The following is a 19,558-nucleotide window of genomic DNA, read 5'->3' on the forward strand; positions in this document are numbered from 1 at the left end:
GTGCGCGAGGCGGTGGTGCTGGACATCGACGGGCCGGGTGGCAAGCAACTGGCCGCGTACCTGGTCATGGCCGGCGACCTGCCGAGCGACCCACAGCAACAGAGTGCGCTGCGCGGCGAACTGCGCGAGCACCTCAGGCTCGGCCTGGCCGACTACATGGTCCCGACCCACTTGCTGTTCCTCGAGCGCCTGCCCGTGACGGCCAACGGCAAGCTGGACCGCAAAGCCCTGCCCAAGCCCGATGCCAGTGTGCTGCAAGACAGCTACGTGGCCCCGCGCAACGCGCTGGAGCAACAGATCGCGACGATCTGGGCCGAGGTGCTGAAGCTCGATCAGGTCGGTGTGACGGACAACTTCTTCGAACTGGGAGGGGACTCGATCATCTCGATCCAGGTCGTCAGCCGGGCAAGGCAGGCCGGTATCCGCTTCACGCCCAAGGCGCTGTTCCAGCATCAGACCGTACAAGACCTGGCCTCGGTCGCCACGCGCATGGAAGGCAACGGCCCGCAGATCGACCAGGCGCCGGTGATCGGCGAGACACGCTTGCTGCCGATCCAGCAGGCGTTCCTCGAACAGTCGATCGCCGAGCCACATCACTGGAACCAGGCGGTTCTGCTGACCTCGACCAAGGTCATCAATAGCGCCGCGCTGGAGAAGGCCTTGCACACGCTGCTTGAGCATCATGATGCGTTGCGCCTGCGCTTCACGCCACCCCAGGACGCGGGCGCTTGGCACGCCGCTCATTGTGCGCCGGGCGACGTCGAGGCCGGGTTGCTGTGGGCCGAGACCCTGACCGATCCGGACGCGCTACACGCCCTGTGCGAGCGCGCGCAGCGCAGCTTGAACCTGCAGCGGGGGCCGCTGTTGCGCGGTGTATTGGCGACCCTGCCCGATGGTAGCCAGCGCCTGCTGCTGGTGATTCATCACCTGGCGGTGGATGGCGTGTCCTGGCGCATTCTCCTGGAAGACCTGCAAAGCGCCTATGACCGTCACATGGCAGGTCAGCCTGCCGTGTTGCCTGCCAAGACCACCTCGACCAAAGCCTGGGCCGAACGGCTGCAGGCCTACGCGCAAAGCGAAGCGCTGCAGGCAGAGCTCGGCTATTGGCAGTCGCAGTTGCAAGGGGTTGACCCGCAACTGCCTCTGGACAGGGCGGATGGTTCGTTGCATGGCCGCCACGGCGCGACGGTGCATGCACGCCTGGACCGGCAGCAGACCTCGCGGTTGTTGCAACAGGCGCCGACGGCATACCGCACCCAGGTCAACGACTTGCTGCTGACCGCACTGGCCCGGGTGGTTGCCCGTTGGACCCAACGCAGAGACGTGCTGGTGCAACTGGAAGGGCACGGCCGTGAAGACTTGTTCGATGCGGTCGACCTGACGCGGACGGTCGGCTGGCTGACCAGCCTCTTCCCCGTGAAGCTGACCGCTGCGTCGGACCTCGGCGCCTCCATCAAGCGGATCAAGGAGCAACTTCGCGCCATCCCCGACAAGGGCATCGGCTATGGCGCGCTGCGCTACCTGGGGGATTCGCACGCACACGATGTGCTGGCTGGCCTGCCAGTGCCCCCCATCACCTTCAATTACCTGGGGCAGCTTGACAGTACCTTTGCCGAAGGCGCGGGCCCGGGCACCGAGCGATTCCTGCAGCCAGCCAGCGAAAGCAGCGGCGCCAGCCAGTCTGCCGAGGCCCTGCTGGAAAACCTGCTGTCGATCAACGGGCAGGTCTATGCCGGCGAGTTGAGCCTGGCCTGGACGTTCAGCCAGGCCATGTTCGACCGCGCCACGGTCCAGGCCCTGGCCGATGAATACATGACCGAACTCCAGGCGTTGATCGACCATTGCGTCAGCCAGGGCGCGGTCGGCCTGACACCGTCCGATGTGCCGCTGGCAGCGCTGGACCAGGCCCAGCTGGATGCGTTGCCGATCCCGGCGGCTGCCATCGATGACGTCTATCCGCTCTCGCCCATGCAGCAGGGCATGCTGTTTCACACGGTCTTCGAGCAGGGCCAGGGTGAGTACGTCAATCAGATGCGAGTCAACGTCTCGGGGCTGGATATCGAGCGTTTCAAGCGTGCCTGGCAGGCAATGCTGGATCGACACGACGTATTGCGCGCCGCATTCGTCGCCCATCTGGAACGCCCGGTGCAGGTGATTCGCAAGCAGGTCGAGCTGCCGTTCGACGTGCTGGACTGGGGCGACCAGGACCAGGATGACTTCGAGGGGCGTCTGGATGCCTGGGCCGAGGCGGATCGTCGGCGTGGCTTCGACTTGCAGGCCGCACCGTTGCTGCGACTGACGGCCATCCGTACAGGCAGCGGCCGGCATCACCTGATTTTTACCAGCCACCATATCCTGATGGATGGCTGGAGCAATGCGCAGCTGCTGGGCGAGGTGTTGCAACACTACGCAGGCGTTGCCCTGGAGCACCCGGCAGGCCGCTACCGCGACTATATCGAGTGGCTGCAGCGCCAGGACGCGGGGCAGAGCGAGACGTTCTGGCGCCAGCAATTGCTGCACCTCACCGAGCCCACGCGCCTGGCTCAGGCGCTGCGTCAGGATCGCAGCCGCGCCGACACTGGCCATGGCGAACATCATCAGACGCTCGACCCGGCGTGCTTCCAGGCGTTGAGCGCGTTTGCCAGGCAACGGCGGGTGACGGTCAATACCTTGCTGCAGGCTGCCTGGCTACTGCTGTTGCACCGCTATACCGGCCAGGAAGGCGTGGCATTTGGTGCCACGGTTGCCGGACGGCCGGCAGACCTGCGCGGTGTCGAGCAGCAGCTGGGCCTGTTCATCAACACCTTGCCGGTGGCTGGCAGGCTGCAGCCTGACCTGCGGGTGGGGGAGTGGGTCGAACGTCTGCAGGCGCAGAACCTGAGCATGCGCGAACATGAGCACACGCCGCTCTATGACATTCAGCGTTGGGCAGGCTCGGCCGGTGAGCAGTTGTTCGACACGCTGCTGGTGTTCGAGAACTACCCGGTCGGCGAAGTCCTGCAGCAGGGTTCCAGCGCAGGCCTGGTGTTTTCGGGCACGCAGAATCGTGAGCGGACCCACTATCCGTTGACGCTGATGATCGAGTCGGGCAATGCGCTGACGATCCATTACCACTACGACCGCAGCCACCTCGGCGACACCGGCGTGGAGCAGATCGCCCGGCACTTTGCCAATCTGCTGCACGCGTTGGTGCAACACGCCGATACCCCTGTCGGTGAACTGCGGATGCTCGATGACCAGGAACAACAGCGCATCGTCCACGACTGGAACCGTACCCAGATGCAGTACCCGCAGGCGCACTGCCTGCCCGAGTTGTTCGAAATGCAGGTTGTGCGTACCCCTGAGGCCCCGGCATTGCGGTTTGCCGAACAGACCTTGAGCTACCATGAGCTCAACCAGCGAGCCAACCGGCTGGCGAGCAAGTTGCGCACGTTGGGCGTCGGGCCAGATGTGCTGGTCGCGATTGCCGTCGAACGGTCGGTGGAAATGGTCGTGGGCCTGCTGGCGATTCTCAAGGCCGGCGGCGCCTATGTGCCACTGGACCCGGAATACCCCCGCGAGCGCCTGGCGTACATGATGGAGCAGAGTGGGGCGCACTTGTTGCTGACCCTCAGTCATCTGCTGCCGCAACTGCCCACGCACGGCGCGCAGGCCTGGTGCCTGGACAGCGACTGGCATCAGGTCGAGGCCTTCGATGGCGAGAATCTCGGCATCGTGCAGCACCCCGAGCATCTCGCCTATTGCATCTACACCTCCGGTTCCACCGGTCGGCCCAAGGGGGTCGAGGTACGCCACCAGGCACTGGTCAACTTCCTCGCCAGCATGGCTGTCGAGCCTGGGATCGACGCCAGCGACCGGGTCCTGGCGCTGACTTCGCTGTCGTTCGACATCGCCGGCCTGGAGCTATACCTGCCGCTGTTGGCCGGGGCTTCGGTGGTACTGCTCGGCGAGCGCCAGAACAAGGACCCGTCGGCGCTGCAGGCGGTGATCGAGCGCCACGCCATCACCACCATCCAGGCCACACCGTCGACCTGGCGCATGCTGTTGCAGGCGCTGCCGGCGCAGACCTTGCGTGGCTGTAAGGTCATCAGTGGCGGTGAGGCACTGCCTGTCGACCTGGCCGAGCAGCTCCTGCCGTTGTGCGGTCGCATCTGGAACCTTTACGGGCCAACCGAAACGACGATCTGGTCGGCGGCGTACTGCTTGGACAACGAACACCCCTTGCCGTTGCTGGGCAAGCCGATTGCCAACACCACCTTGCAGGTCATGGCGCACGATCTCTCGACAGCCGCGGCCGGCATGGCCGGGGAACTGATGATCGGTGGCGATGGCCTGGCCCGGGGGTATCAGCGCCGCGCCGCGTTGACCGCCGAGCGCTTCGTCCCGGACCCCTACGATCGTAGCGGGCAGGGCGGTGGCAGGCTCTACCGTACGGGTGACCTGGTCAGCTATCGCAGCGATGGCCTGCTCGAGTACGTGGGCCGCATCGACCACCAGGTAAAGGTGCGGGGCTATCGCATCGAACTGGGCGAGATCGAGGCAAGGCTGATTGATGATCCTGCGGTGCGCGAGGCGGTGGTCATCGACATCGATGGGCCTGGCGGCAAGCAACTGGCCGGCTACTTGGTCTCGAACGGCGAAGTGGTCGCGACGGAGGAGCAGCGCAGCGCCTTGCGTCGGCACCTGCGCGAACAGCTGCGCGCGGCCTTGCCGGATTACATGGTCCCCGCGTACCTGACCTGGCTCGATGCGCTGCCGCTGACGCCCAACGGCAAGCTGGACCGCAAAGCCTTGCCCCAGCCCGACCTTGGCGTATCGCAGCAAGGCCATGTCGCGCCGCAGAGCGCGGTCGAGCAGCAGGTCGCTGCCGTCTGGGCACAGCTGCTGAATGTCGAGAAGGTCGGTCTCAATGACAACTTCTTCGACCTGGGCGGGCATTCGCTGCTGGCGCTGTCGGTGCTCTCGCGCTTGCAACTTTCCCTGGGATTGACCGTGGAACCGGCCGTGCTGTTCCAGCACCCGGTCCTGGGCGATTTCGCCAGATACATCGAATCCATCGGCGACGCGTCGGCTTTCGACGAAAAACTGCAGCGTCTGGATATGCTTTTTGAAGAGTTCGAGGTGAATGAATGAGTAATGATGCCGCGCTGAATATCGCCAAGCGTTTTGTCACGCTGCCGTTGGCCAAGCGCAAGCTGTATCTGCAGAAGATGCACGCCGAGAACATTTCTCCGGCCAACTTGCCAGTGCCTTGCGTTCAAACACTGTTCGACGTCATCCCGGTTTCGTTCGCCCAGCAGCGCCAGTGGTTCCTTTGGCAGATGGACCCCCAGGGATCTGCCTACAACCTGCCAGTCGCCTTGAGGCTCAAGGGCGAACTGGATAGCGAGGCGTTGCGCGCGAGCTTCGAGGCACTGCAGGCACGCCATCAGACCCTGCGAACCACGTTTGGTCTGAACGACGATCAGGTGGTGCAGATCATTCATCCACAAAGCGTGTTCACGCTCGATGTCGAGCAGGTCGACCGCGAACCGGCAATCGATCTCGAACAGCGCCTGCAGGCGCTTGTAGAGGCCGAGGCCCGCGCGCCTTTCGATCTTGAGCACGAACGGCCTGTCCGAGTCAGGCTGCTACGGGTAGCAGAAGATGATCATGTGTTGATCATTACGCTGCACCATATCGCCACTGACGGCTCGTCGATGCACCTGATGGTCGAAGAGCTGATCCAGCACTACGGGCATCACTGCATGGGCCAGCCCCTCGCGCTTCCTGAGATGCCGATTCAGTACGCCGACTATGCCATCTGGCAAAGGCACTGGATGGAAGCGGGGGAGCAGGAGCGACAGTTGGCGTTCTGGAAGCAGCACCTGGGGACCGAGCACCCGGTTCTCGAGCTGCCCAGCGACCGCCCGCGCCCAGCGAACCAGTGTTTCGAGGGCGCCAGCGTGCACCTTGAGGTCGAACGCCGTCTGGCCGATGCCCTCAAGCAACTGGCGCAGCAGCAGGGTGCGACACTCTTCACGCTGCTGCTGGCCAGCTTCCAGACCTTGCTGCATCGATACTGTGGGCAGGATGACATCCGCATCGGCATCCCGGTCGCGAACCGCAACCGTGTCGAAACCGAGCGGCTGATCGGCTTTTTCGTCAACACCCAGGTGCTCAAGGCCGAGTTCGGTTCGCTTGTGCACTTCAGCGACCTGCTGGCCCAGACGCGCCAGATGACGCAGGATGCCCAAGCCCACCAGGACCTGCCTTTCGAACAACTGGTCGAGGCGCTGCACCCTGAGCGCAGCCTGAGCCACAGCCCGCTGTTCCAGGTCATGTACAACCACCAGAAAGTCGCCGCAGGTACGCAGCGTAGCCTGCCTGGCCTGCTGGTCGAGCACATTGCCTGGCAACGCAAGACGGCGCAGTTCGACTTGACCCTGAACACCGTCGAGCACGACGAAGGTATCTCGGCAGAGCTCAATTACGCCACGGCGCTGTTCGATGAGCCAACCGTGCAACGCATGGCGCGGCACTGGATCAACCTGCTGCAATCGATCGTTAACCATCCTCGGCAACGGATCGGCGAGCTGCCCCTACTCGCGGCCGATGAACAGCAGGAAATTCTCGAACACTGGAACCACACCCAGGCATCTTATCCCGCTGATCGGAGCGTGCATCAGTTGATCGAGGCGCAGGCAGGCGAAACACCTGATGCCTTGGCCGTTCTGTTCGGCGAACAGCAGCTCACCTATCGACAGCTCAATCAGCGCGCCAACCGCCTCGCTCACGCATTGCGCGAGCAGGGGGTAGGGCCCGACGTGCTGGTCGGCATCGCGGTCGAACGCTCGCTGGAAATGATCGTGGGCCTGCTGGCTATCCTCAAGGCCGGCGGCGCCTACGTTCCCTTCGACCCTGAGTATCCGAGGGATCGGCTTGCTTACATGATGGACGACAGCGGGATCGGGTTACTGCTGACGCAGCGTGCATTGCTCGAACACCTGCCGATCCCTTCCAGTGTGCGCAGCATTGTGCTGGATGACGACGACAGTTGGCTGACGGCTTTCAGCGCCAACGATCCCGTGCACCTCACCCACCCCGAACACCTTGCCTACGTGATTTACACTTCGGGCTCGACAGGGCGACCGAAAGGTGCAGCCAACGCGCACCAGGCATTGGTCAACCGCCTTATCTGGATGCAGAAGGCCTATGGTCTGGGCGCCGCTGATACGGTCCTGCAAAAGACCCCCTTCAGCTTCGACGTCTCGGTGTGGGAGTTCTTCTGGCCCCTGTTGACCGGCGCCAGGCTGGCGCTTGCGCAACCGGGTGACCACCGCGACCCTGAGCGCTTGGTGAGCACCATTCAGCGACACGGTGTGACGACGTTGCATTTCGTGCCATCGATGTTGCAGGCGTTCATGACCTGCGAGCATGTCGAGCGCTGCGATACCTTGCGACGTGTCGTCTGCAGTGGCGAGGCGTTGCCTGCCGATCTGTCGGAGCAGACCTTGGCCCGATTGCCACACGCCAGCCTGTACAACCTTTATGGCCCTACCGAAGCTGCGATCGACGTAACCCACTGGACCTGCCGGCCATCGTGTCCGGGCAGCGTCCCGATCGGCACGCCCATCGACAACCTCAAGACGCACATTCTCAGCCGCGATCTGCTTGCGCTTCCTCATGGCGCAAACGGCGAGCTCTACCTGGGCGGCGTCGGCTTGGCGCGAGGCTACCATCGCAGGCCGAGCCTCACCGCCGAACGGTTCGTCCCGGACCCTCACGATGCCAGCCAGCAGGGCGGGGGGCGGCTTTACCGCACCGGCGACCTGGCGCGTTATCGAACAGGGGGCGTGATCGAGTACGTGGGGCGTATCGATCATCAGGTGAAGATCCGCGGCTTGCGCATCGAGCTGGGCGAGATCGAATCCAGTCTGCTTGAGCATGCGGGTGTTCGCGAGGCGGTAGTGATCGACATCGATGGGCGCCATGCCAAGCAGCTGGCTGCGTACCTGGTGCTTGATGAAGGGGCGGCCAGTCATGAGGAAATCCTGCAACATCTCAAGGCGGCATTGCCCGACTACATGGTGCCGAGCTACCTGGTGGCGCTGCAGGCCTTGCCGCTTACCCCCAATGGCAAGCTGGACCGCAAAGCGCTGCCCAAGCCGGATGTGAGCCAGCAGCAGAGAGCCTACGTGCCACCGCAGAGCGCGCTGCAAGCGAAGCTCGTGAGCATCTGGGCCGATGTGCTGAAGCTTGAAAGAGTGGGCATCACCGACAACTTCTTCGAGCTTGGAGGCGACTCGATCGTGTCGATCCAGGTCGTCAGTCGGGCCCGTCGGGAAGGTATACGTTTCACGCCCAAGCAGTTGTTCCAGCACCAGACCATCCAGGGGCTGGCGTCCGTGGCAGAGCAGGATGACGGCGGCACGTCGACGTTCGACCAGGGGCCGATCATCGGCAAGGTGCCCTTGCTGCCCGCCCAGGCACGCTTTTTCGAACTGCAGGGCAATGGTGATGCGCCTGGCAGCGTGGTGATGACGCTCAGACCTACCCGTGCGCTTGACCCCGACACGACGGAAAAGGCCTTGCAGGCCGTATTGGCGCACCACGACGGGTTGCGGTTGGCGTTCAATGCCGCGCAGGAGGCGCACGGCGCGCCGCTTTGCGAACACCAGGCGCTTTGGCAGAAGGAGCCCGTGCTTTGGCATGCAGCCGTGCAGGACCCGGCACAGTTGGACGCGTTGGCCAGGCAGGCGGGTGCCAGCCTCGATGTCCATAGAGGCATCCTGGTCCGGGCAGTCCTGGCGACGCTGGCAGATGGCAGCCAACGGCTGCTGCTGGTAAACCATGCGCTGGCGATGGACGAGGCATCCCGGGACATCGTCCTGCAGGATCTGCGCCTGGCCTGCGAGCAGCTCGACGCAGGGCAACCTGTGGCGCTTCCCGCCAAGTCCACCTCGGTTCAGCGCTGGGCGTATTCCGTGCATGACTCGCTCGAGGATGCTCCGAGCGTATTGAGCCATTGGCAGAAGGCACTGGCCGGGATCAGTGACGAGCTGGTTGGCAGCCCACGAGAAGCAGGGGCGCCCGCCGACAGTGCAACGTTGGGTACCTGGCTGGACCTCGACCTGACCCGACGCCTGACAGAGCAGGCCGCCGCAGCCTACCGCGCCGAGCCCGGCGACCTGCTGCTGGTCGCGCTGACGCGTGTCTTGGCCCGCTGGACAGGCCAGGACAGGGTCTTGCTTGGCGTGCAGGCTGATACCCGTCGCCAGACATGCTCGGGTATCGATCTGAGCCGCACGGTTGGCTGCCTGGATTATCCGTTCCCTGTCGTTCTCGACATTGACAAGACCACGCTGGATGGCGCGATCAAGGGGCTCAAGCAACAGTTGCGTACGGCTGCAGACAAGCGCCTGTCGTTCGCCGCGTTACGCTATCTGGGAGACGAAGCCAGCAGGGAAACCTTGGCCGCATTGCCGGTGCCGCAGTGCTCCTTCAGCTACCGGAAGGCGCTGGCCAACGTGCTGTTCGAGCCATTGCAGAACGGGGAAGGGCGTGAATCGTCGTGCGGCAACGGTCTGTCGGTCGATGCTCGGGTATGGCCGGAGGGGTTGCGCATCGACTGGCGCTTCAGCTCACGGCGTTTCAGCGATTCCACCATTCAAGGCCTGGCTGAAGCGTTCCATCTGGAGCTTGTGGCGCTGATCGAGCACTGCACCCTGCCAGGCGTCGCAGGGGCCACCCCGTCCGACTTCCCGCTGTGTTCGCTCAGCCAGACGCAACTGGACGAGCTGCCGGTTCCGATCGCCGAGATCGCCGACATGTACCCGCTGTCGCCTGCACAGAAGGGCATGCTGTTCCATTCGATCGAAGACAGTGGCAATGATCTCTACATCAACCAGGTCAGCCTGCCAATCAGCGGGCTCGATATTGAGGCGTTCGTCGGCGCATGGGCAGCGGTCATCGCACGGCACGAGGTATTGCGCACCAGTTTCCACTGGGTCGGGCTGGATGAGCCGGTACAGATCGTGCACGCCCAGGCGCACATGCCGATGCGCGAAATCGACGCCCGGGCGGATGCAGCGCCGGACAGGTTGGCCGGTGAGGTCGCGCGTGAGGAGCTGGTGGCAGGTTTTGACCTGACGCAGGCGCCGTTGCACCGCATGGTGCTGGTTCGACTGACGTCGTCGAGTTACCAGATGATATGGACGAGCCATCACCTGTTGATGGATGGCTGGAGCAAGTCCAGGCTGTTTGCCGAACTGATGCAGCATTACGCCGGCCAACCGGTCACTGGCTCCAGCGGCCGCTACGGCGATTTCATTGCCTGGTTGCAGGCGCAGGACAAATCTCGTCAGGAAGCGTTCTGGCGCGCCAGCCTGGCGCACAGCGAGGTGACGTCGCTCAGTCAAGCCGTGTACCCACGGCACACTTCGGATGAACCGGGCCACCACGCGCTGTATACCCGGCGTGACGCCGCATGGACCAAACGTCTTCAGCAGTACTGCCGAACGTTGCGTATTACCCCTAACACCCTGATCCAGGGCGCCTGGCTTCTGCTGCTGCAGCGCTACACGGGCAAGCGCAACGTCACGTTCGGCGCGACCGTGGCCGGGCGCCCAGAGTCGCTGCAGGATGCCGACACCACCTTGGGCCTGTTCATCAATACCTTGCCTGTGTCGCAGACGCTGGACCCTCTGATGCGCCTGGCGGACTGGCTGCAGGCCTTGCAGGCCTACAACGTCGAGCTGCGCAACTGGTCGCATACGCCGTTGAACGAGGTTCAACGCTGGTCGGCCGTGCCGGGGCAGAAACTCTTCGACAGCATCATCGTCTTTGAGAACTACCCCATCGACGAAGGTTTGCGTGAGGCGCCCGAGGCAGGTCTGGAGTTTGGTGATTCCAATGATGTGGGGGTCACCAACTTCCCCATGGACCTTGCGGTTCACCTCAACGATACGCTGATGATCGAGTACCTTTACCTGCGCAATGCGTTCAGCGAACAGGCGGTCGACGGTATTCGCCAGACCATGGAGTCGGTGCTTGAAACCCTGCTGCAGGATGCGCAGGTACGCCTTGGCAACCTGGACATTGTGCCCGCTGCGCAGCGCGCCCCTGTCGCCGACACTGCCACGCAAGCGCTGGCAAGCTACCGCCCGGAACGGATGGCAGAGCTGATCATCGAGCACGCCCACGATCGCCCCGATGCCATCGCCCTGGTCTGCGGTGATGAGCGCATCAGTTATGCGGAGCTGGACCGCCGTTCGGGGCGCCTGGCACTTGCCTTGCAGGCAAGCGGTGCCGGACCTGAAACGGTGGTTGGGGTGGCATTGCAACGCTCGGCGGAGCTGGTGGTCGCGCTGCTCGCCGTAATGCGCACAGGCGCTGCCTATGTGCCATTGGACCTGGAGTATCCGATGGAGCGCCTGGCCTGGATGATCCAGGATTCAGGCATGTCGTTGATGATCACTCGGCCAGAGTGCCGCGACGCTCTGCCGGAGCATGGCCACCTGCCCGTTCTCGCGCCTGATGCGCAGCCTGCCGATGCAGGCCCGGCGTTCGTCGACATTGCCGTGGACGAGCGTTGCCTGGCCTATCTGATCTATACATCGGGATCGACCGGCAGGCCCAAGGCCGTGGCGGTGTCTCAAGGCCCTCTGAGCCGGCATTGCCAGGCGATCATGCGGCTCTATGAAATGGGGCCTGCAACGCGAGAACTGCACTTCATGTCCTTCGCCTTCGACGGGGCCCAGGAGCGCTGGCTCAGCGTACTTGCGAGCGGGGGCGCTCTGGTTATTCGCGATGGCGAGATGTGGACCGCCGAACAGACGCTTCAGGCACTTTGGCAGCATGAAATCACGATCGCCTGCTTCCCTCCCGCCTACCTGAAACAGCTGGCAGAAGCAGTGCATGACGCGGGGCACGAGCCACCGCCAGTGGATATCTACTGCTTTGGCGGCGATGCCGTGCCCGAGCAGACCTTCGAGCAGGTCAAGGCTGCACTCAGGCCACGGCTGTTCACCAATGGCTATGGCCCGACCGAGACCGTGGTCACGCCGTTGCTCTGGAAGGCGGGCGGCGGCGCACGCTGCGAGGCTGCCTATGCACCCATCGGCCATGCGGTCGGCTGCCGTACGCTGCACATCCTCGACAATGACCTCAATCCGTCTGGTATTGGCTTTGCCGGTGAACTGATGATCGGCGGTGATGGCATCGCCCGTGGTTACCATGGCCGTGCGGGCCTGACGGCGGAACGATTCGTGCCGGATCCGGCTGGCGAGGGCGGGCGCATGTACCGCAGTGGCGACGTCGTCCGACAGCGCCTGGATGGATTGGTCGACTACGTGGGGCGTGCCGACCATCAGGTCAAGCTGCGTGGCTTCCGGGTCGAGCTTGGTGAAATCGAAGCGTGCCTGCGGGCGCAGCCTGGCATCCGCAATGCCCTGGTGGTGGTCAGGGAAAGCCCGGTAGGCAAACAGCTTGTAGGCTACGTTGTCAGTGAGCAGGCGGGTATCGCTGGCGAACTGAAGGCGCGCCTGGCCGACCACTTGCCCGATTACATGGTGCCTGCCTACCTGATCGAGTTGGCGCAATTCCCTGTCACGCCCAATGGAAAGATCGACCGCCTGCGATTGCCCGAACCCGAGTTCGTTTCGACGCAGTTCCAGCCAGCGAGAAACCAGCGGGAATCGATCCTGGTGGATATCTGGGAGCAGGTTCTGCAGGTCGACGATTTGAGCATTACCGATAATTTCTTCGAGCGGGGAGGGGACTCCATCCTCAGCCTGCAAGTCGTCTCTCGTGTCAGAAACCATCCGCAGCTTGACCTGGACCTCAAGCTGCGCGACTTGATGCGTTATCAGACGATCGAGGCGATCGTTGCCCATTGGGAGGCCGCGCCTGCGGTGGTTGAGGCGCAGCTGTCGACAGAGGTCGACCAGCGCCTGTTCAACCTGCTGCCTATCCAGCAGTGGATGTTCGAGCAGCAGCTGCCCGATCCGGCCCATTTCAACCAGGCATTGATGCTCAGGCCCCGGGCGGCCCTGGACCTCGTCGCCCTTGAGCAGGCGCTGCAGCATATCGAACTGCATCACGACGCGCTGCGGCTGCGTTTCTCCCAGCCGCACGGGCAGTGGATGCAGTGCTATGGCGAGCCTTCCGGTAGCACGACGCCCAGGCTGAACCTGCACCGTGTCGAGAGCATGGAGGCGATGACGGCACTGGCCAACCAGGCGCAACGCAGCCTCGATCTGGAGCAAGGCCCACTCTGGCGCACCCTGCATATCCAGCTGCCGGATGGGCAGGCGCGGTTGCTGTTGATCCTTCACCACTTGGTCATGGACGGTGTGTCATGGCGCATTCTCCTCGAGGACCTGCAGACTGCCTATGCGGCGTGCTGCCTTGGAACAGACCCTGTGCTGCCTGCACGGACCAGCAGCTACCGGTCATGGGTCGAGCGCCTGCAGGCCGAGGCAACATCCATTGAAGCGCAGCAGGGCGACTGGTGGCTTGATCAGGTTCGTCCTTGCGCCGGGAAGCTGCCCTGCGACAACCCGCGCGGTCGCAATCACTCCAGCCAACAGGCGGTGAGCCATTTCCGGCTGACGCCGCAACAAACGACGCAGCTCCTGAAGCAGGCGCCGGCTGCCTATGGCACGCAGGTCAATGACATCTTGTTGACGGCGCTCGGGCGTGCACTGGGCCGCTGGACCGGCCAAGAGGCGGTGATGGTGCAACTGGAAGGCCATGGCCGCGAGGACCTGTTCGAGGGCGTCGATGTCTCGCGTACCCTCGGCTGGTTCAACAGCCTGTTCCCGGTCCGCCTCACATCACGCCTGGACGACACGGCAGCGCAAGCCATTCGCAGCACGCAGCGGCAGCTGGCAGCCATCCCCGAAAAGGGTATCGGCTACGCGGTCTTGCGCCAGTTCGGTTCGGGTGAGATGCGTCGGCAACTGCTTGAAGGTGCCCAGGCCGAGGTCACCTTCAACTACTTCGGGCAGTTCGATCAGCACTTCGACGAGCATGCGTTGCTGGAGCCAGCCGCCGACGATCCGGGCGATTGCTACCACGCCGATGCCAACCTGGTGAACCAGCTGCAGACGGTAGGGCAGGTCTATGACGGGGTGCTCTCGTTCCGCTGCATCTACAGCAAACGCCGCTACAGAGCCGAGACGATAGAGCGGCTGATGGAACAGTTCCAGCGCGAGCTGGTGGCACTGATCGAACATTGTGTGGACGTGACTGTCCCGGCCTGAGGCCGAGGACAGCAGCGCCGAGCATTTAGGGAGTTTCATGTTGAATAACGCGTTGGAAGCCTTCCTCGACCTGGCTGGCTTGAACCTTGATATCAAACCGCTGCACACGCTTTCTCCGGCCCAGGCACGGGCAACCTTCGAGTCGTCTTCGCAACGACTGCGCTGGCCCGTGCCTTGGGATCTGCGGGTCGAAGACCTGTCGGCTGTCGTGCGCGATGGCAGTTCGCTTGCGTTACGGCTTTACCGACCCTCGGTTGACGCGGGCGAGAACTTGCCGGTGGTGCTGTATTTCCACGGTGGGGGCTACGTGGTAGGCAGCCTGGACTCGCACGACGGCGTATGCCGAGAGCTTGCCGGGCGTACCCGTTGCGCGGTGCTTTCGGTCGGTTACCGGCTTGCCCCGGAACACCGGTTCCCGACGGCCCACGAGGACTGCGCAGACGCCGTGCAGTGGCTGGCGACCCAGGGGCGCCGCCTGGGGCTCGACCCGGCCCGGGTCGTGTTCGCCGGCGACAGCGCAGGGGCCACCTTGGCCGCTGCGCTGGCGATCGAAGCGGCAAGGCAGGGCCCGCAGGCGGCGATAACACCTGTTGGCCAGCTGCTGTGCTACCCGATAACGGATGCAAGCTGCAAGCGTTCGTCGCACACCGTGTTCGGTGAAGGGTATTTGCTGGAAGACGAGACACTCGACTGGTTCTACGCGCAGTACGCGCAGTCCGACGAAGACCGCCGGGATTGGCGTTTCTCACCGTTGCTGGCGGATGAGCTTGCGGGGCTTGCACCTGCGATCATTCTGTTGGCAGGCCTGGACCCGCTGCTGGATGAAGGCAAGGCCTACGCGGCGCGGCTTGAGCAGGCCGGGGTGAACGTTGAATGTATCGTGGCAGAGGGCCTGACTCACGATCTGCTGCGAACACTGTCCATCGTGCCGGAAGTCACGGAGGTCTACGACCAGCTTGCCGTCGGCGTGCGCCGTTGGTTGCAGGCCGAAGGTACCGGCAGCCGATAACGCTGGCCGGGACGCAAAAAAATCCGATGCCCGTTTCCGGGCATCGGATTTTTTGCATTGCGGGCTAAGGTCAGCCCAGCGGCTCAGTTTTCGTAGCGCAGGGTAAGGCCGAAGTTACGCGGCGCTCCGAAGTAGTTGCCCAGGTTGCTGTTGAAGACAGACGAATAGTACTTCTTGTCGAACACGTTGTTCAGGTTGAGTTGCACGCTCAAGTTGTTGTTGATCTTGTACTGCGTGTTGAGATCGACAAGGTTGTAGGCGCTCTGCTTCACATCGCCCAGGTAGATCTTGCTCTGGTGGTAGACGTTGCCACCGACTCTCCAGTCCTGGAAGCGGCCAGGCAACTGATAGTTTGTCGCGACCTTGAACAGTCGTTGTGGGGCCGTTTCGGTCGAGTAGTCAGTACCTTTCCTGGCGCCGGCGACATACTCGGGATGGCTGTAGGTGTACCCCGCCATCACGTTCCACTGCGGCAGGACCTCACCCCCGACCTCGATGTCGAAACCACGGTTGCGTACCTTGCCGCCTTCCTCATAGCAACTGGAGGCACGGGTTGGTCCGCAGACGCGCTGTGCCCCGCTGATCACCTGAGGCATGTGGCTCTGGTCTACCTGGAAGAGCGCAATGGCGGTGTTGACGCGGCCACCCAGAAACTCGTTCTTGATCCCGACTTCGTAGTTGGTGCCGGTGATCGGGCTGAGCAACTTGTTATCCAGGCCATAGTTGGCCTGCAGTTGGTAGATTTCGGTGTAGCTGGCATAGACCGAGGTGTTGTCGGTGACATCGTAGACGATGCCGCCATACGGGATGATCTTGTTCTTTTCCTCGAACGGTTCCATCTCGTCCGGTGACTCGTACTTCACCGAGCTCAGGCGGCTGCCCAAAATCACGTGCAGGTCGTCGGTAGCGTTGAGGCGCGTCGCGGCATAAACCCCCTTGTCCTTGCGCACCGCCCGGTACTGCTCGCGCTCGCCACTGTACGTAGGGGTGGCGACCAGGTGAGGGTCGAAATCGAGAATGTCGACGGTCGTGGGGTTGTTGTTGTAACGCGATTCGTTGATGAAGCGATCCTTGCGTGCCGTGGCACCGAAGACCAGCTCGTGCTTGCGACCGAACAGGTCGAACGCACCATTGAGCGCCGCATCGAGGCTGATCTGCTCGTCGTCGTACTTGGTATCGTTGGTACGCAGTTGGAGCTGGTCGTTGCCCACGTTGGTGCCGTACAAGGCCAGGAAGTCAGCATTGGACCAGGTCATGCTGCCGTTCACGGTCAGCTTCCAGTCCTCGTTGAATTCGTGGCGAACGTCGCCGAACACGGTGCGGTTGATCTTGTTCAGGTGTGCCCAGCCCGGCGCGAAGGAAGTCGATCGGGAGAAGGGGTAAAAGCTGCCGCTTTTCTGAGTTGGCAAGCCGCCCCAGTCATATCCGCCATTGTTGTCCTTCTGCAACACGGTACCCAGGCTGACGGTTGTCCAGTCGCTCAGGTCGGCTTCGCCGATCGCATAGAACAGCTGGTTGTCCTTGTTGGCCCTGTCCACGAAACTGTTGCCGGCACTGTAGAGCATGACCGTGCGCCCGCGAAGGGTGCCTTCGGCATTGAGCGGGCCACCAACGTCGATCTGGCCGCGGTAGTTGTCCCACGACCCTGCGCCGATCTCGGCCTTCATCTGGTAGGTATCGCCCGGGCGCTTGCGCACCAGGTTGATCGCTGCCGAGGGCGAGCCGGCGCCTTGCATCAGGCCGTTCGCGCCGCGAACGATCTCGACCCGATCATAGATCGCCATGTTGTTCACCGAAGTGACGTCCATGGAAAAACTTTCCGAGATGCTGCTTGGCACACCGTCGTACTGCAGGTCGTTGACCTGGAAGCCCCGCGAGAAGTAACGCGAACGCTCGGTACCGAAGTCCTTCACGGTATTGATACCGGTGGCAGCGCGCGCGACATCGTCGAGTGACTGCATGTTCTGGTCGTCCATCTGGCGACGCGTCACCACACTGACCGACTGTGGGGTTTCGCGAGGCGACAGGGCCAGCTTCGTTGCGGTATTGGTGGAACCGGTGATGTAAGACCCTGTTCCCTCGGTCGTGGCACCCAGGGTTCTCGACTGGATACTCGTGGCATCGAGCAGCATCGCGCTGCCACCTTCGTAGGCCGCCTGCAAGGTCAAGGTGTTGTCGCGCAACTGATAGCGCAAGCCACTTTCCCTGAGCAGCACGCGTACCGACTCATCCAGATTGTAGCGGCCGCTCAACGCACCTGAGCGCAGGTTCTGTACGGCATCGGGCTCATACAACACCTGCACGTCGGTCTGCTCCGCAAATGCCTTCAGCGCCGCGCTCAAGGGCTGTGCCGGGATATTCAAGGTCAGTTGCTGATCTTGCGCCTGGACGGCCAAGGGCAGGGCCAGGCTCAGGGCCAGTGCTGGCAGTTGGGCGTTGAATGCGCGTCGAAGGCCAAGCGCCCGGGTCAAGTGATTCAATCGAAGGTGGGTGGGCATTTCGGTGCTCGTTGTAGAGGTTGAGTGGATAGGCTGGGCAGATCTTTTTTTAGGGTGACTAGGGGTATGACGCACGGCTGATGACAAACCGGAATGCAAATGTTTCGCTTTTATTGCATCAGGCGACGCACGCCTCGACGACCACCTTGCCGGCCGCCATGCGCACCAGCTGGTCGGCGACATCGAAATAGCGGTCATCGTGGCTGATGACGATGATGGTCTTGCCCAGGCGCTTCAGCTCGGGCAGCAGCTCGGTGTAGAAGATGCGCCGGAAGGTCGGGTCCTGGTCTGCAGCCCACTCATCGAACACCAGCACCGGGCGCTCTTCGAGCCAGGCATTGATCAGCGCCAGCCGCTTGCGTTGCCCGGTCGAGAGGTCGGTGGTGGTGAAGCTGCCGTCGCGGATGCTGACCTTGTGTGCGATTTCCAGCCGCTTGAGATAGACCTCGGCGCTCTCCGGCACCTGCTTGGCGCCCAGGAAGGGGTCGTCGAACAGGTAGTAATCGGAAAAGATGGTGGTGAAGAGCTGGCGATAATCGTCGCGATCTCGCGCGGTGATGGGCTGGTCGTTGATGCGAATCTCGCCTTGTTGCGGCGGGTACAGGCCTAACAGCAGCTTGATCAGGGTGGTCTTGCCACAGCCGTTCTCGCCAACGATGAAGACGATATCGCCCTGGCGGATCTGCAGGTTTACCGGCCCCAGGGTAAACGGTGCGTTGCCGTCGACCGGGGGGAAGGCGAAGCGCACATCACGCAGCTCGAGGGTGCGCAAGGCGGGCAGCTGGCTGGCCTTGTCTTCGAGCAGCAGGTGCGGCTCTGGCGAGGAGAACCGTTCGGACAGCTCGGCAACCCGGCGGAAGGCGATCTGGGCGCGGCTGATGATTGGCAGCGTGCCTATCAGGTATTCCAGTGGGCCTTTCATGTACAGCAGCACCAGGACGAAGCCGCTCATGACCGCTTTGTCGCTGTTGGGCCATAACGATTGCAAGGCGAGTGCCAGGCCGATGACCACGAAGAACAGCATCGAGCCGAAGGTCTTGGCGATGACGAAGGTATTGATGGAGCGGATCTGGGTATCGCGAATCAGGTCGGCCGTGCCCTGGATGTTGCGGCTGAACATGCGTTGACGGCGAGCGCGGTGGATGCGCAGCTCCTTGGCGCCACCGGCGATCGCATTGTAGTGTCGTTGCAGCTCATCCTCGGCATCACGCGCCGCGACGAACCCCTGCATGCCCCGGGCCCGTGCGATGTACTGGACGACGGTGCCGAGGGCGATAGCGGTCAGGATCAGCAGGAACATGGGCAAGGACAGCATGGCCAGGTAGCCCAGGCAGCCCAGGGTGACGGTCAGGGCGATCGCCAGGGGCGCGAAGGCGAAGGCGAAATCGCTGATGGTGTCCACGTCGTGCGTCAACACCGGAATCAGCCGATGGCTGCGATAGCGCTCGATTTGTTCGATGGGGGCCGACAGCACCTTCTCGCCCAGCGTTTTGCGCAAGGCGGCAATGATGTGCTGGCCCACTCGGTTGCTACCGATGTCGGAAAACACCGAGCTGGCCAGGGCCACCAGGCAAAGCCCGGCGAAGCCCCAGACCACACCTTGGGTCAGGCCGGAATCGTCGTGCAGGGCCCGGTTGATGGTGGCCAGCAGGAAGGTGATGCTGAGGCCGCCGACCATGCCCAGGATGACGGAAAGCGCGACGGTGTATTTAAACGGCTTGAGCAGGGCGAAGAGGTCCTGCACGGCGCCGCGGGTGGGCTGGGACATGATGTGCTCCTGAGTAGATCAGCCGACGCTGGCGGGG

At 63.1% G+C, this 19,558-nt stretch carries 5 protein-coding genes; 3 read left to right on the forward strand and 2 right to left on the reverse strand.

Features of this window, described 5'->3' with window-relative positions:
- From ACF8R4_RS15945 to ACF8R4_RS15955, 3 genes are all read left to right on the forward strand, one after another.
- The coding region (locus ACF8R4_RS15945) for an amino acid adenylation domain-containing protein (RefSeq protein WP_392492878.1) at nucleotides 1-5,133 on the forward strand (5,133 nt) is incomplete at its 5' end.
- Complete coding sequence (locus tag ACF8R4_RS15950) at nucleotides 5,130-14,246, forward strand: amino acid adenylation domain-containing protein (RefSeq protein WP_392492880.1); 9,117 nt, start codon at nucleotides 5,130-5,132, stop codon at nucleotides 14,244-14,246. The genes ACF8R4_RS15945 and ACF8R4_RS15950, both read left to right, overlap by 4 nt.
- A gap of 37 nt (nucleotides 14,247-14,283) precedes the next feature.
- Nucleotides 14,284-15,255, forward strand: coding sequence for an alpha/beta hydrolase (locus ACF8R4_RS15955; protein WP_104834268.1), 972 nt, complete (start codon nucleotides 14,284-14,286; stop codon nucleotides 15,253-15,255).
- Between the two features lie 83 nt (nucleotides 15,256-15,338).
- Here ACF8R4_RS15955 and ACF8R4_RS15960 read toward each other — a convergent pair whose 3' ends face one another.
- Both ACF8R4_RS15960 and ACF8R4_RS15965 read right to left on the reverse strand, forming a co-directional pair.
- Nucleotides 15,339-17,753 (reverse strand): TonB-dependent siderophore receptor, encoded by a 2,415-nt coding sequence (locus ACF8R4_RS15960; protein ID WP_392492882.1) that lies wholly within the window; start codon nucleotides 17,751-17,753, stop codon nucleotides 15,339-15,341.
- Nucleotides 17,754-17,871: 118 nt separating this feature from the next.
- Nucleotides 17,872-19,521: a cyclic peptide export ABC transporter gene (locus tag ACF8R4_RS15965; RefSeq protein ID WP_104834270.1), complete on the reverse strand. Its 1,650-nt coding sequence runs from the start codon at nucleotides 19,519-19,521 to the stop codon at nucleotides 17,872-17,874.
- Between the last annotated feature and the right edge of the window lie 37 nt (nucleotides 19,522-19,558).

It is taken from the genome of Pseudomonas sp. FYR_2 (assembly GCF_043106425.1).
Lineage (GTDB): Bacteria > Pseudomonadota > Gammaproteobacteria > Pseudomonadales > Pseudomonadaceae > Aquipseudomonas > Aquipseudomonas monteilii.

Bases quoted from the DNA above. Each gene is read 5' to 3' on its own strand.
- ACF8R4_RS15950 (WP_392492880.1), top strand. From the start codon at position 5,130: ATGAGTAATGATGCCGCGCTGAATATCGCCAAGCGTTTTGTCACGCTG.
- ACF8R4_RS15960 (WP_392492882.1), bottom strand. From the start codon at position 17,753: ATGCCCACCCACCTTCGATTGAATCACTTGACCCGGGCGCTTGGCCTT.
- ACF8R4_RS15955 (WP_104834268.1), top strand. From the start codon at position 14,284: ATGTTGAATAACGCGTTGGAAGCCTTCCTCGACCTGGCTGGCTTGAAC.
- ACF8R4_RS15965 (WP_104834270.1), bottom strand. From the start codon at position 19,521: ATGTCCCAGCCCACCCGCGGCGCCGTGCAGGACCTCTTCGCCCTGCTC.